The sequence below is a fragment of the Enterobacter cloacae complex sp. SHL022 genome, assembly GCF_049237785.1.
Classification (GTDB): domain Bacteria; phylum Pseudomonadota; class Gammaproteobacteria; order Enterobacterales; family Enterobacteriaceae; genus Enterobacter; species Enterobacter hormaechei_C.
Genome location: NZ_JBMKJH010000002.1, coordinates 529,965 through 543,075 on the forward strand (window position 1 = coordinate 529,965; position 13,111 = coordinate 543,075).

General features: G+C 55.7%; 14 protein-coding genes. 12 read left to right on the forward strand and 2 right to left on the reverse strand.

Annotated features, from left to right (window positions below):
- The first annotated feature begins 160 nt into the window (after positions 1-160).
- Both ACOTZD_RS06760 and sstT read left to right on the forward strand, forming a co-directional pair.
- Positions 161-1,126 carry a TerC family protein gene (locus ACOTZD_RS06760; RefSeq protein WP_003862625.1) on the forward strand — a complete coding sequence of 322 codons (966 nt, stop codon included), beginning with the start codon at positions 161-163 and terminating at the stop codon, positions 1,124-1,126.
- A 274-nt stretch (positions 1,127-1,400) separates the two neighbouring features.
- Positions 1,401-2,642, forward strand: a complete 1,242-nt coding sequence (gene sstT, locus ACOTZD_RS06765) for a serine/threonine transporter SstT (protein WP_003862628.1) — start codon at positions 1,401-1,403, stop codon at positions 2,640-2,642.
- A gap of 139 nt (positions 2,643-2,781) precedes the next feature.
- Here sstT and ACOTZD_RS06770 read toward each other — a convergent pair whose 3' ends face one another.
- Both ACOTZD_RS06770 and uxaC read right to left on the reverse strand, forming a co-directional pair.
- Entirely contained in the window at positions 2,782-4,269 is a 1,488-nt protein-coding gene (locus ACOTZD_RS06770; RefSeq protein WP_045332923.1) for a UxaA family hydrolase, read from the reverse strand.
- Positions 4,270-4,286: 17 nt separating this feature from the next.
- Positions 4,287-5,699, reverse strand: coding sequence for a glucuronate isomerase (uxaC, locus tag ACOTZD_RS06775; RefSeq protein WP_023323772.1), 1,413 nt, complete (start codon positions 5,697-5,699; stop codon positions 4,287-4,289).
- Between the two features lie 475 nt (positions 5,700-6,174).
- Here uxaC and ACOTZD_RS06780 point away from each other — a divergent pair, with 475 nt between their 5' ends.
- The 10 genes from ACOTZD_RS06780 to ACOTZD_RS06825 all read left to right on the forward strand — a co-directional run bounded on the left by ACOTZD_RS06780 (position 6,175) and on the right by ACOTZD_RS06825 (position 13,084).
- Entirely contained in the window at positions 6,175-7,473 is a 1,299-nt protein-coding gene (locus ACOTZD_RS06780; RefSeq protein WP_003862634.1) for an MFS transporter, read from the forward strand.
- Between the two features lie 197 nt (positions 7,474-7,670).
- Entirely contained in the window at positions 7,671-8,447 is a 777-nt protein-coding gene (exuR, locus tag ACOTZD_RS06785; RefSeq protein WP_003862635.1) for a transcriptional regulator ExuR, read from the forward strand.
- Positions 8,448-8,789: 342 nt separating this feature from the next.
- Entirely contained in the window at positions 8,790-9,452 is a 663-nt protein-coding gene (yqjA, locus tag ACOTZD_RS06790; RefSeq protein WP_003862638.1) for a DedA family general envelope maintenance protein YqjA, read from the forward strand.
- Between the two features lie 2 nt (positions 9,453-9,454).
- On the forward strand, positions 9,455-9,838 hold the full coding sequence (mzrA, locus tag ACOTZD_RS06795) for an EnvZ/OmpR regulon moderator MzrA (RefSeq protein WP_003862640.1): 384 nt from the start codon (positions 9,455-9,457) through the stop codon (positions 9,836-9,838).
- 143 nt (positions 9,839-9,981) lie between these two features.
- Positions 9,982-10,350, forward strand: a complete 369-nt coding sequence (locus ACOTZD_RS06800) for a DUF1090 domain-containing protein (RefSeq protein ID WP_017382428.1) — start codon at positions 9,982-9,984, stop codon at positions 10,348-10,350.
- A gap of 29 nt (positions 10,351-10,379) precedes the next feature.
- Positions 10,380-10,685 (forward strand): DUF883 family protein, encoded by a 306-nt coding sequence (locus ACOTZD_RS06805; protein ID WP_003862645.1) that lies wholly within the window; start codon positions 10,380-10,382, stop codon positions 10,683-10,685.
- Between the two features lie 2 nt (positions 10,686-10,687).
- Entirely contained in the window at positions 10,688-11,086 is a 399-nt protein-coding gene (locus ACOTZD_RS06810; protein ID WP_003862647.1) for a phage holin family protein, read from the forward strand.
- The gene (locus ACOTZD_RS06815; RefSeq protein ID WP_003862649.1) at positions 11,083-11,379 is read left to right on the forward strand and encodes a YqjK-like family protein; all 297 of its coding nucleotides are present in this window, start codon (positions 11,083-11,085) and stop codon (positions 11,377-11,379) included. Before ACOTZD_RS06810 ends, ACOTZD_RS06815 begins: the two co-directional genes overlap by 4 nt.
- 253 nt (positions 11,380-11,632) lie before the next feature.
- On the forward strand, positions 11,633-12,025 hold the full coding sequence (locus tag ACOTZD_RS06820; RefSeq protein WP_003862651.1) for a DoxX family protein: 393 nt from the start codon (positions 11,633-11,635) through the stop codon (positions 12,023-12,025).
- Positions 12,026-12,097: 72 nt separating this feature from the next.
- Positions 12,098-13,084, forward strand: coding sequence for a glutathione S-transferase family protein (locus tag ACOTZD_RS06825; protein ID WP_003862653.1), 987 nt, complete (start codon positions 12,098-12,100; stop codon positions 13,082-13,084).
- The last annotated feature ends 27 nt before the right edge of the window (positions 13,085-13,111 follow it).

Consider the following 13,111-nt stretch of genomic DNA (forward strand, 5'->3'; position numbering starts at 1 on the left):
GATCGTCATTACGATGCGTGCAAAACCGCATCCGGTCGCCGGGCAACCTTCGAGGTTGTAAGTGAGACCTTGCCGGAAGGCGAGGTCTATGCATAAAAAGCTAACGGCTATCGTCTTCTGACCATAGCCGTTTTTGTTTTTTATGTGTAAGGAAAATAGTATGCATTCTGTCGGCACTCCAATGCTGTGGGGCGGATTCGCGGTTGTCGTGCTCATCATGCTGGCGATCGACCTCTTTTTGCAGGGTCGTCGCGGCGAACACGGCATGAGCGTCAAGCAAGCCGCCGTCTGGTCGCTGGTATGGGTTACCCTCTCACTTCTTTTCTGCGCCGCCTTCTGGTGGTATCTGGCCTCAACCGAAGGCCGCGCGGTGGCCGATCCTCAGGCACTCGCCTTCCTCACCGGCTATCTGATTGAAAAAGCACTGGCGGTTGATAACGTCTTCGTCTGGCTGATGCTGTTCAGTTACTTCGCCGTGCCTGCGGCTCTGCAACGCCGCGTGCTGGTGTACGGCGTTCTGGGCGCTATTGTCCTGCGTACCATCATGATCTTCGCCGGTAGCTGGCTGATTACCCAGTTCGAATGGCTGTTGTATGTATTTGGTGCGTTCCTGCTGTTCACCGGGGTCAAAATGGCGCTGGCGAAAGAAGACGATACCGGTATCGGTGATAAGCCGTTGGTGAAGTGGTTCCGGGGTCATCTGCGCATGACGGACAAGATCGAGAGCGAGCATTTCTTCGTGCGTAAGAACGGCCTGCTGTTCGCCACCCCGCTGCTGCTGGTGCTGATTCTGGTCGAGCTGAGCGACGTGATTTTCGCGGTGGACAGTATCCCGGCTATCTTCGCAGTTACCACCGACCCGTTCATCGTTCTGACCTCGAACCTGTTCGCCATCCTCGGCCTGCGTGCGATGTACTTCCTGCTGGCAGGCGCGGCAGAGCGCTTCTCAATGCTGAAGTACGGCCTGTCGGTGATTCTGGTGTTTATCGGTATCAAGATGCTGATCGTCGATTTCTACCATATCCCGATCGCCATTTCGCTCGGCGTGGTGTTTGGCATTCTGCTGGTGACGCTGATTATCAATACCTGGGTTAACCGCCAGCACGATAAGAAGCAGCAGGTTTAGTGCAACGTTCGGTGCGGGCTGATGCCCTCACCCCACCCCTCTCCCACAGGGAGAGGGGGAAATGCAATGCAGGCCGGGTAAGCGTAGCGCCACCCGGCGCTTTCGTTAACCAATAGTTAAAAAACATGACGCAACACGTAAAATCCAGCATTTTACGCTTCCCTCCTTTCACGTATTCCCTATACTCGACCAGGCAAACATTTACTTACATCCGGAAATAAATGTGACTTAGAGCACATCCAGGATGGAACGCAATTTCACTCAGGAATAACGTATGAGCACACAATCACGCGGTCTGTTCGCGCGCCTGGCGCAGGGCAGTCTTGTAAAACAAATTCTGGTCGGGTTGGTACTGGGTATTCTGCTGGCCATGGTGTCGAAACCTGCCGCGGAGGCCACGGGACTGCTCGGGACGCTGTTTGTGGGCGCCCTGAAGGCCGTCGCCCCGGTACTGGTGCTGATGCTGGTGATGGCGTCGATTGCCAACCACCAGCACGGACAAAAAACCAACATTCGCCCTATTCTGTTCCTGTATCTGCTGGGAACCTTCTCTGCTGCCTTAACGGCCGTTGTGTTTAGCTTCCTGTTCCCGTCTACGCTGCACCTGACCAGCGCGGCCGGTGATATCACCCCGCCGTCCGGGATTGTGGAAGTCCTTCGCGGCCTGCTGATGAGCATGGTCTCTAACCCCATCACCGCACTGATGAGCGGAAACTACATTGGCATCCTGGTCTGGGCGATTGGTCTGGGCTTCGCGCTGCGTCATGGCAACGAGACCACGAAAAACCTGGTCAACGATTTGTCCAATGCCGTGACCTTCATGGTGAAGCTGGTGATTCGCTTTGCACCAGTCGGTATCTTTGGTCTGGTTTCTTCGACGCTGGCCACTACCGGTTTCGACGCACTGTGGGGCTACGCGCAGCTGCTGGTCGTCCTGGTCGGCTGTATGCTGCTGGTGGCGCTGGTGATCAACCCGCTGCTGGTGTTCTGGCAGATCCGCCGCAACCCGTATCCGCTGGTGCTGACTTGCCTGCGCGAGAGCGGCGTGTATGCCTTCTTTACCCGCAGCTCGGCGGCGAACATTCCGGTCAACATGGCGCTGGCGGAGAAGCTGAACCTGGATCGCGATACCTATTCCGTGTCGATCCCGCTGGGTGCGACCGTGAACATGGCGGGTGCGGCGATCACCATCACCGTGCTGACGCTGGCGGCGGTGCATACGCTGGGTATTCCGGTGGATCTGCCAACCGCGCTGCTGCTGAGCGTCGTTGCATCACTGTGTGCCTGTGGCGCATCCGGCGTGGCGGGCGGATCGCTGCTGCTGATCCCGCTGGCCTGTAACATGTTCGGTATCCCGAACGAGATTGCCATGCAGGTTGTCGCGGTCGGCTTCATTATCGGCGTATTGCAGGATTCCTGCGAGACTGCGCTGAACTCCTCTACCGACGTGCTGTTTACCGCCGCAGCCTGTCAGGCGGAAGATGCGCGTTTAGCGAAGAACGCCCTGCGCAGTTAAAAAGAAAAGCCCGGTGGCGGCTACGCCTTACCGGGCCTACAAGGTAAATGCAAAACGGCAACATGTGTTGCCGTTTTTAGTGTTTGCACCCTCTCCCTGTGGGAGAGGGCCGGGGTGAGGGCACCAGCCCGCACCCGACTTAAAGCGTCACACCACTCTTAAAGATCGCCAGCTCGCGGAAGTCGTTCTTCTCGTTACAGGTCTGCCTGCCGTTAGCAAACTCCACGATAGTATCCACGAACTCCGTCAGCAGCTGTGGCATCGCTTTGCCGTGGATCAGCTGGCCCGCGTCAAAGTCGATCCAGTGCTTTTTCTTCGCCGCCAGTTCGCTGTTAGTGGCGATTTTCACCGTTGGCACAAATCCGCCGTACGGCGTACCGCGTCCGGTACTGAACAGCACCATATGGCAGCCGGCTCCCGCCAGCGCGCTGGTGGCGACCGCATCGTTACCGGGCGCGCTCAGCAGGTTCAGACCGTGCGTTTTCAGGCGCTCGCCGTAGCGCAGAACGTCAACCACCTGGCTCGCGCCCGCTTTCTGGGTGCAGCCGAGGGATTTCTCCTCCAGCGTGGTGATTCCGCCCGCCTTGTTCCCCGGCGACGGGTTCTCGTAAATCGGCTGATTGTGGGCAATGAAGTACTGTTTGAAGTCGTTCACCATGGTGACGGTCTTCTCAAACGTCTCTTCGTCGCGACAGTGGCTCATCAGAATGCGCTCTGCGCCGAACATCTCCGGCACTTCGGTCAGCACCGTGGTGCCGCCGTTGGCAATCACGTAATCCGAGAAGCGGCCCAGCATCGGGTTAGCGGTAATGCCGGAAAGCCCGTCAGACCCGCCGCACTCCAGGCCAAACTTCAGTTCGCTCAGCTTGCCCGGCTCGCGCTTGTCGTGACGCATCACCTCGTACAGCTGGTGCAGTTGTTCAACGCCCGCTTCCACTTCGTCGTCCTGGTGCTGACACACCATAAAGTGCACGCGCTCAGGATCGAACTCGCCCAGCGTATCGCGGAAGGCGTCAACCTGATTGTTTTCACAGCCGAGGCCAATCACCAGCACCGCCCCCGCGTTCGGGTGGCGCACCATATTTTGCAGCATGGTGCGGGTATTGATGTGGTCGTCGCCCAGCTGGGAACAACCATAGGTGTGGCTGAACAGATGCACGCCGTCGGTGCCTTCAGCATTGTTAGTCTCTTTCAGGAAACGCGTCTGAATTTGACGCGCGATCCCGTTCACGCAGCCGACGGTCGGGAGGATCCACAGTTCATTGCGGATCCCCACCTCGCCGCTGGCGCGGCGGTAGATCTGCACCTCACGATCGGCCGCCTGTCCTTCTTCTGCCTGGAAGTCAGGTTGATAGCTGTACTCGTCCAGATCGCTGAGATTGGTGCGGGTATTGTGGGAATGAATGTATTCACCCGGCGCAATATCCGCCAGCGCATGACCGATGGGCAAACCGTACTTCACCACGTTCTCCCCTTTCGCGATGGGGATCAGGGCAAACTTATGTCCACGTCCAATGGCCTGGCGTAACGTCACCGACTGGTTGTCGAAGGTCACTTCCGTCCCTTCGGCTAAATCGGCCAGCGCGACGGCAACGTTATCCAGCGAATGGATTTTGATGTATTGCATATCAACCTCAAACGGCCTTAGTTCAGTTCAATGGCGAAGTAGTCACGCGCATTGTTAAAGCAGATGTTTCTCACCATTTCGCCCAGCAGCTGGATATCCGCTGGCGCTTCGCCCGCGTGCACCCAGCGGCCAATCATCTGGCACAGAATGCGGCGGAAATATTCATGGCGGGTATAGGAGAGGAAACTGCGGCTGTCGGTCAGCATGCCAACGAAGCGGCTCAACAGGCCGAGCTGCGCCAGCTGCGTCATCTGACGCTCCATGCCGTCTTTCTGATCGTTAAACCACCAGCCGGAACCGAACTGCATCTTGCCCGGCATCCCTTCGCCCTGGAAGTTGCCGATCATGGTGCCCAGCACTTCGTTATCGCGTGGGTTCAGGCAGTAAAGGATGGTTTTTGGCAGCAGGTTTTGCTCGTTCTGTTTGCTCAGCAGTTTTGACAGCTCTTCCGCCATCGGACGGTCGTTGATGGAGTCAAAGCCCACGTCCGCGCCCAGCAGTTTGAACTGACGCTGGTTGTTATTACGCAGCGCGCCGATGTGATACTGCTGAACCCAGCCGCGGCGGGCATATTCCGCACCGAGGAATACCAGTACCGCCGTTTTAAACTGCGCCACTTCGTGCTCACTCAGGGCTTCGCCGGAGAGACGACGCGCCAGAATGCTGTCCAGCTCAGCTTCGCTGGATTCCGCGAACAGCACTACGTCCAGCGCGTGGTCAGACACTTTACAGCCGTGTGCGGCAAAGTGATCCAGACGTTTGGTCAGCGCGGTTTGCAGATCGCCAAAGCGACGGATATCGGTGTCAGACACTTCCGCCAGCTTCGCCATGTAGTCGTTAAAGGTCGGCAGCTCGATGTTGAAGGCTTTATCCGGGCGCCAGCTTGGCAGCACTTTGATGTCAAACGTGCTGTCCTTCGCGACAACCGCGTGGTGCTCCAGAGAGTCGACAGGATCGTCGGTGGTGCCCACCATCTTCACGTTCATCTGCTTCATGATGCCGCGCGCCGAGAAGCTATCCTGCGCCAGCAGGTCGTTGCACTGATCCCAGATTTCATCCGCCGTGGCGGGAGAGAGCAGCTTGCCGGTGATACCAAACGGACGACGCAGTTCAAGGTGAGTCCAGTGGTATAACGGGTTACCGATGGTGTGGGGAACAGTAGCGGCCCAGGCGTCAAACTTCTCGCGATCGGTCGCGTCGCCGGTACACAGGCGCTCGGCCACGCCGTTGGTGCGCATTGCGCGCCACTTATAGTGGTCACCCTTCAGCCAGATATCATACAGGTTTTTGAAACGGTAATTTTCGGCAACCTGCTGCGGCGGTAAATGGCAGTGGTAGTCGAAAATCGGCTGGTCTTTTGCGTAGTCGTGGTACAGGCGGCGAGCAAATTCGGTATCTAACAGAAAATCGTCGGTCATAAACGGTGTCATTATCGTCTTCCTCATTACGGGAGCGTCAGAAAGCTTATGTTCAGATGCTGCAAAGTTATCACACCAATTTCCAGAGTCCGACGTTTTTTTCGTGAGTTAGATCAATAAACGTCGACAAATAAATTACCCTCAAAGGGGTAAACCCTCTCTCAGGCCGCGCCAGTTCTGGCTTTGCGCGTGCCGCATAATGTCCCTACAAAGATTCACACTTTTGTGATGTCACTCACCTTTTAAAGTTGTATGACAAGTTATCTTTTCGCCGTCGCAAACTATAAGCCGACGGAATGCATTACCGGTGTTTGATACATCGGATTTAACGGTACGGAAGCCGACTTAGCACGATTACTAATGGCAAGGTTCGGGCCGTTCCGGGACAGGTTCCCGGTTACGCCCCTCCCGTTACAGAACAGCTCCCGGCAACGGTTGAGTTGTTGCCGTGTCCCGACACGGAAATAACATAACGATGAGGTTTTACATGCGTAAAATTAAAGGGTTACGTTGGTACATGATCGCACTGGTGACGCTCGGCACCGTGCTGGGCTACCTGACACGTAACACCGTGGCAGCAGCGGCGCCAACGTTGATGGAAGAGTTACATATCTCCACGCAGCAATACTCTTACATCATTGCGGCTTACTCTGCCGCTTACACCGTAATGCAGCCTGTTGCAGGTTATGTTCTTGATATTCTGGGTACAAAAATTGGTTATGCCTTCTTCGCTGTAGCCTGGGCCGTCTTCTGTGGGGCGACCGCGCTGGCCGGCAGCTGGGGCGGACTGGCGCTGGCGCGTGGTGCGGTAGGTGCTGCCGAAGCGGCGATGATCCCCGCGGGTCTGAAAGCCAGCTCTGAATGGTTCCCGGCAAAAGAGCGTTCTATCGCTGTCGGTTACTTCAACGTGGGCTCCTCCATCGGGGCGATGATTGCTCCGCCACTGGTGGTGTGGGCGATTGTGATGCACAGCTGGCAGATGGCGTTCATCATCTCCGGTGTGCTGAGCTTTGCCTGGGCCATGGCGTGGCTGATTTTCTATAAACACCCGCGCGACCAGAAAAAGCTGTCTGACGAAGAACGTGACTACATTATTAATGGTCAGGAATCCCAGCATCAGACCGACAACGGCAAAAAGATGTCCGTCTGGCAGATCCTGGGCACCCGTCAGTTCTGGGGTATCGCCCTGCCACGCTTCCTGGCAGAACCGGCCTGGGGTACGTTTAACGCCTGGATCCCACTGTTCATGTTTAAAGTTTACGGCTTTAACCTGAAAGAGATCGCGATGTTCGCCTGGATGCCAATGCTGTTTGCAGACCTGGGCTGTATCGTCGGCGGCTACCTGCCACCGCTGTTCCAGCGCTGGTTTGGCGTGAACCTGATTGTGTCCCGTAAGATGGTGGTCACCATGGGCGCCCTGCTGATGATCGGCCCGGGTATGATCGGCCTGTTCACCAGCCCTTACGTGGCTATCGCCCTGCTGTGTATCGGGGGCTTTGCTCACCAGTCTCTGTCCGGTGCGCTGATTACGCTCTCGTCCGACGTGTTTGGTCGTAACGAAGTCGCCACCGCCAACGGCCTGACCGGGATGGCCGCCTGGACCGCAAGTACACTGTTTGCGCTGGTGGTCGGCGCGCTGGCGGATACGATTGGTTTCAGCCCACTGTTCGCGGTACTGGCTGTCTTCGACCTGTTGGGTGCGGTGGTTATCTGGACGGTGCTGAAAAGCAAATCCGCAGATGAACTTGCGAAAGAGTCCCTCGGGGGACCGGCGACGCAGAGTTAGCGTTGTTGTGCCGGGTGGCGGCTCCGCCTTACCCGGCCTACAAAATCCAATAAAATAGTAGGTCGGGTAAGCGTAGCGCCACCCGGCAAGAACGACGCAAAAGCCGCCTCCGGGCGGCTTTTTTGATGGCGAAATCTGGAGACTGGCACGCAAAAGTGGTATAACAAATCATTCGCCGTACCCTGCCTGGAGCGCATATGGAAATCACCGAATCACGTCGTTTATATCAACAACTTGCCGCCGAGCTGAAAGATCGCATCGAGCAAGGGGTCTATCTTGTCGGTGATAAACTTCCCGCTGAGCGTTTCATTGCGGATGAAAAAAGCGTCAGCCGCACGGTGGTCCGCGAAGCCATCATCATGCTGGAAGTGGAAGGGTATGTTGAGGTACGCAAAGGTTCCGGCATTCATGTGATTTCCAGCCAGGCGAAACACTCCCCCACCCCGGACGAAAGTCTGGAGTTTGCCAGCTACGGTCCGTTTGAGCTTCTCCAGGCTCGCCAGCTGATTGAAAGCAACATTGCGGAATTTGCTGCGACGCAGGTGACCAAGCAGGACATCATGAAGCTGATGGAAATCCAGGATCACGCGCGTAAAGAAAAATGTTTCCGCGATTCTGAATGGGACCTGCAATTCCACGTCCAGGTCGCCCTTGCGACTCAGAACACGGCGCTGGCGGCAATCGTTGAAAAAATGTGGACTCAGCGCGTTCACAACCCGTACTGGAAGAAATTGCACGATCATATTGATTCCCGCACGGTAGATAACTGGTGTGACGATCATGACCAGATTCTTAAGGCCCTGATTCGTAAAGATCCGCATGCGGCGAAACTGGCAATGTGGCAGCATCTGGAGAACACCAAACAGATGCTGTTTAATGAAACAAGTGATGACTTTGAATTTAACGCTGACCGCTATCTTTTTGCCGATAATCCGGTCGTTCACCTCGATACCGCGACCAATCTCGCAAAATAACGCCCCGAACTGCTGGCAGGCGCACCGCCGCGCCTTCCGGCCAGACAGGGTAAGAAAACCTCTATAGTGTCAGCCTTTGTAAAATTTCTCGCTCCCCTCCGTGGCTTACGCCAAAATCGTGTTTCCCCTCAAATTCTGTGACGCAGAACGTCGGGCTTTGTTACAATTGGATTCACTTCGTTATTTTGTAAGTTAGTGCTTGCTAACCAGCCAATTAACAGGGAACAGTGTTGGCCACACATCAATGTGTCCGCGAGCGACCATAATGAAATCATAACAATGTCGCCGTGCTGTATTTCCCGAATTACAGGCGTGACGTTAACCGATTTCCAGGAACACTGAATGGAACTTTTGACCCAACTACTGAACGCCCTCTGGGCTCAGGATTTCGAAACGCTGGCCAACCCGTCCATGATTGGCATGCTCTACTTTGTATTATTTATGATCCTGTTCCTTGAGAACGGTCTGCTGCCTGCTGCCTTTTTACCGGGCGACAGCCTGCTGGTGCTGGTCGGGGTGCTTTGTGCAAAAGGGGCGATGGCTTTCCCGCAAACGGTCCTGCTTTTAACCATTGCCGCCAGCCTGGGCTGCTGGGTGAGTTACATTCAGGGGCGATGGCTGGGTAACACGCGAATCGTTCAGAACTGGCTTTCGCACCTTCCGGCCCATTACCACCAGCGAGCGCACCACCTTTTCCATAAGCATGGGCTTTCCGCCTTGCTGATTGGCCGCTTTATCGCATTCGTACGCACCCTACTGCCCACCATTGCGGGCCTGTCCGGCCTGAGCAGCACGCGCTTCCAGTTCTTTAACTGGATGAGCGGCTTGCTGTGGGTGCTGATCCTGACCACGCTCGGCTACGCGCTGGGTAAAACGCCGGTCTTTATGAAATACGAAGACCAACTGATGTCTTGCCTGATGCTGCTGCCCGTCGTTCTGCTGGTGTTTGGCCTGGTCGGGTCCCTGGTCGTACTGTGGAAGAAGAAATACGGGGCCAGGGGTTAACGATGGTTATCTCCCCGCTCGCGCTGCGCCGCTTCTCTTACGCCATCGTCGCGCTGATGATGTTCAGCGCTCTTATCCTGCTGTGGTCTGCGCTACAGCATCAGGAGTCGACGCTGGCTATCCGTCCTGTGAGCCAGGGAACCAGCGTGCCGGATGGTTTTTCCATCTGGCATCATCTCGACGCAAACGGGATCCGCTTTAAGAGCATCACGCCGCAAGACGATGTGCTGCTGATAAAATTTGACTCCAGTGCGCAAAGCGCCGCGGCGAAAGCCGTGCTGGACCGCACGCTGCCGCAGGGTTACATCATTGCGCAACAGGATGATGACAGCCACGTCGCCTCCTGGATGTCACGGTTACGCGACACGTCGCATCGATTTGGTTAACGACTAATATTCCGAATATTTTCACCTACTTTGGTGAAACTCCCGTTTACTTACTATGCTTAAGTACGCGGAGCACCCCTCAAATGTTCTCCGCTTAGTTCTGGAACACGGCTTACGCCGTAACACAATGGAAGGTTTCTATAATGAAATACCGCATCACCCTGGCTCTGGCCCTTTTTTCTTTAAGCACAGCTTCCTTCGCTATGTCTCTTTGTCAGGAGAAAGAACAGGATATCCAACGCGAAATCAGTTATGCCGAAAAGCATAACAATCAGCACCGGATCGACGGACTGAAAAAAGCGTTGAGCGAAGTGAAAGACAACTGTACGGACAGCAAGCTGCGTGCCGATCATCAGGAAAAAATCGCTGAACAGAAGGACGAGATAGCCGAGCGCCGTCAAGACCTGCAAGAAGCGAAAGAGAAAGGTGATGCGGAAAAAATTGCCAAGCGCGAGAGGAAGTTGCAAGAGGCGCAGGACGAACTGAAAGCGCTGGAAGCTCGCGATTATTGAGTTAACGGAAATCTCAACAGGAGAGAATCATGTCAAAAGATACAACTTCAGAAAATCTGCGCGCTGAACTGAAATCCCTGGCGGACACCCTGGAAGAGGTGCTGAACTCTTCTGCCGATAAATCGAAAGAAGAAGTCAGCAAACTGCGCAGCAAAGCGGAGCAGGCACTGAAAGAGAGCCGTTACCGTCTGGGTGAAACCGGTGATGCGCTGGCGAAACAGACCCGCGAAGCGGCTGCGCGCGCAGACGAATATGTACGTGATAATCCATGGACGGGTGTGGGTATTGGCGCCGCAGTGGGTGTGGTGCTGGGTGTCCTGCTGACGCGTCGTTGATTATGGAAGATCCACGTCACGCACAAGGGCCTGCTAAAAACGTCCTCGGCATTGGCCAGCGTATTCTTACGACGCTGGTCGGGATTGCCGAAACGCGCGTCCGGCTTGCGGTAGTGGAGCTGGAAGAGGAGAAAGCCAACCTCTTCCAGATGCTGCTCATGCTTGGGCTTACGATGCTCTTTGCCGCGTTTGGTCTGATGAGCCTGATGGTGTTAATCATCTGGGCTATCGATCCACAGTATCGTCTGAACGCGATGATTGCGACTACCGTGGTTCTGCTGGTGGCGGCGCTGATAGGCGGTATCTGGACCCTGCATAAAGCGCGCACGTCGACCTTCCTGCGTCATACGCGCCAGGAGCTGGCCAACGACCGCGCCCTGCTGGAGGATGATAAGTCGTGAGCGACAAAGCCGAACGTCAAAAGCGGAAAGCGTATCTGTTGAGCCAAATCCAGCAGCAGCGACTGGATCTGTCTGCCAGCCGTCGCGACTGGGTTGAAGCCACGCATCGGTTTGACCGCGGCTGGAACACGGTCCTGAGCCTGCGTTCATGGGCGCTGGTCGGCAGCAGCGTGATGGCGATCTGGTCGGTTCGGCATCCTAACATGCTGATCCGCTGGGCACGTCGCGGCTTTGGCGCCTGGAGCGCCTGGCGTCTGGTGAAAACCACGCTGCGACAGCAGCAGTTGCGGTGAAAAAAGCAAAACGGTAACCCTGGTTACCGTTTTTTGTTTTTGCCCCCTCTCCCTGTGGGAGAGGGATGGGGTGAGGGCACCAGCCCGCACGCTCCCTTACTCAATATCTTTGAAGAAGATTAACAGTTTTCCTTGCTAACAATTGCCATCCGCCCCGTTTACACTCCTCTCCATCGACAGCAAAGACGCGGTATCTACCCGAATTTGCACGCAAATAACGTTTAGCCGCTGATGTGGTTTCCTGGAGAGTAAAATGAAAAAATTAGAAGATGTTGGTGTACTGGTAGCGCGTATTCTGATGCCAATTCTGTTCATCACCGCAGGCTGGGGCAAAATTACCGGCTATGCGGGCACTCAGCAGTATATGGAAGCGATGGGCGTGCCGGGGTTCCTGCTGCCACTGACCATTCTGCTTGAGTTCGGCGGCGGCCTGGCAGTGCTGTTCGGTTTCCTGACACGCACCACGGCGCTGTTCACCGCAGGCTTTACCCTGCTGACCGCGTTCATCTTCCACAGCAACTTTGCGGAAGGCGTGAACTCCCTGATGTTCATGAAAAACCTGACCATCGCGGGTGGCTTCCTGCTGCTGGCTATCACGGGCCCGGGCGCCTACAGCATCGACCGTCTTCTGAATAAGAAGTGGTAAGCACGCTATACTGATTACATTCAAAGCGAGGAGACATCTCCTCGCTTTTGCTATCTGACGGAGGAGAAAAAAATGGGACAACTCGTAGACGGCGTCTGGCAGGATGTCTGGTATGACACCAAATCCACCGGTGGACGCTTTAAGCGCTCTGTTTCGGCCTTCCGTAACTGGCTGACCGCCGACGGCGCACCCGGCCCGAGCGGCGAAGGCGGCTTCGCGGCGGAGAAAGATCGTTATCATCTGTACGTTTCTCTCGCCTGTCCGTGGGCGCACCGCACGCTGATTGTGCGCAAGCTTAAAGGCCTCGAATCGTTAATTCCGGTTTCGGTGGTCAACCCGCTGATGCTGGAAAACGGCTGGACGTTCGACAGTGACTTCCCTGCCGCGACGGGTGATGAGCTTTATCATCACGATTTCCTGTATCAGCTCTATCTGCGCGCCGATCCGCACTACACCGGACGCGTAACGGTGCCGGTGCTGTGGGACAAGAAAAACCAGACGATCGTCAGCAATGAATCCGCTGAAATCATTCGCATGTTCAATACCGCGTTTGACGCGCACGGCGCCCGCGCCGGGGATTACTACCCGGTTGAGCTGCGCGAGAAAATTGACGAGCTGAACGGCTGGATCTACGACAACGTCAACAACGGCGTCTATAAAGCGGGCTTTGCCACCAGTCAGGAAGCGTACGACGAAGCGGTCGGCAACGTGTTTGGATCCCTGGAGCGCCTGGAGCAGATCCTCGGCCAGCATCGTTATTTAACGGGCGATCGCCTCACCGAAGCAGACATCCGCCTGTGGACGACGCTGATCCGCTTCGATCCGGTGTATGTCACCCACTTCAAGTGCGACAAGCATCGCATCAGCGATTATCTGAACCTGCACGGTTTCCTGCGCGACATCTATCAGATGCCGGGGATTGCGGAGACGGTCAATTTTGACCATATTCGCACCCATTATTTCCGCAGTCATAAGACCATCAACCCAACGGGCATTATCTCCATTGGCCCGTGGCAGGACCTGGATGAACCGCACGGGCGCGACGTGCGTTTCGGATAATTATTTAGGGAATCAATTGATTCCCTT

Bases quoted from the DNA above. Each gene is read 5' to 3' on its own strand.
- ACOTZD_RS06760 (WP_003862625.1), top strand. From the start codon at position 161: ATGCATTCTGTCGGCACTCCAATGCTGTGGGGCGGATTCGCGGTTGTC.
- sstT (WP_003862628.1), top strand. From the start codon at position 1,401: ATGAGCACACAATCACGCGGTCTGTTCGCGCGCCTGGCGCAGGGCAGT.
- ACOTZD_RS06770 (WP_045332923.1), bottom strand. From the start codon at position 4,269: ATGCAATACATCAAAATCCATTCGCTGGATAACGTTGCCGTCGCGCTG.
- uxaC (WP_023323772.1), bottom strand. From the start codon at position 5,699: ATGACACCGTTTATGACCGACGATTTTCTGTTAGATACCGAATTTGCT.
- ACOTZD_RS06780 (WP_003862634.1), top strand. From the start codon at position 6,175: ATGCGTAAAATTAAAGGGTTACGTTGGTACATGATCGCACTGGTGACG.
- exuR (WP_003862635.1), top strand. From the start codon at position 7,671: ATGGAAATCACCGAATCACGTCGTTTATATCAACAACTTGCCGCCGAG.
- yqjA (WP_003862638.1), top strand. From the start codon at position 8,790: ATGGAACTTTTGACCCAACTACTGAACGCCCTCTGGGCTCAGGATTTC.
- mzrA (WP_003862640.1), top strand. From the start codon at position 9,455: ATGGTTATCTCCCCGCTCGCGCTGCGCCGCTTCTCTTACGCCATCGTC.
- ACOTZD_RS06800 (WP_017382428.1), top strand. From the start codon at position 9,982: ATGAAATACCGCATCACCCTGGCTCTGGCCCTTTTTTCTTTAAGCACA.
- ACOTZD_RS06805 (WP_003862645.1), top strand. From the start codon at position 10,380: ATGTCAAAAGATACAACTTCAGAAAATCTGCGCGCTGAACTGAAATCC.
- ACOTZD_RS06810 (WP_003862647.1), top strand. From the start codon at position 10,688: ATGGAAGATCCACGTCACGCACAAGGGCCTGCTAAAAACGTCCTCGGC.
- ACOTZD_RS06820 (WP_003862651.1), top strand. From the start codon at position 11,633: ATGAAAAAATTAGAAGATGTTGGTGTACTGGTAGCGCGTATTCTGATG.
- ACOTZD_RS06825 (WP_003862653.1), top strand. From the start codon at position 12,098: ATGGGACAACTCGTAGACGGCGTCTGGCAGGATGTCTGGTATGACACC.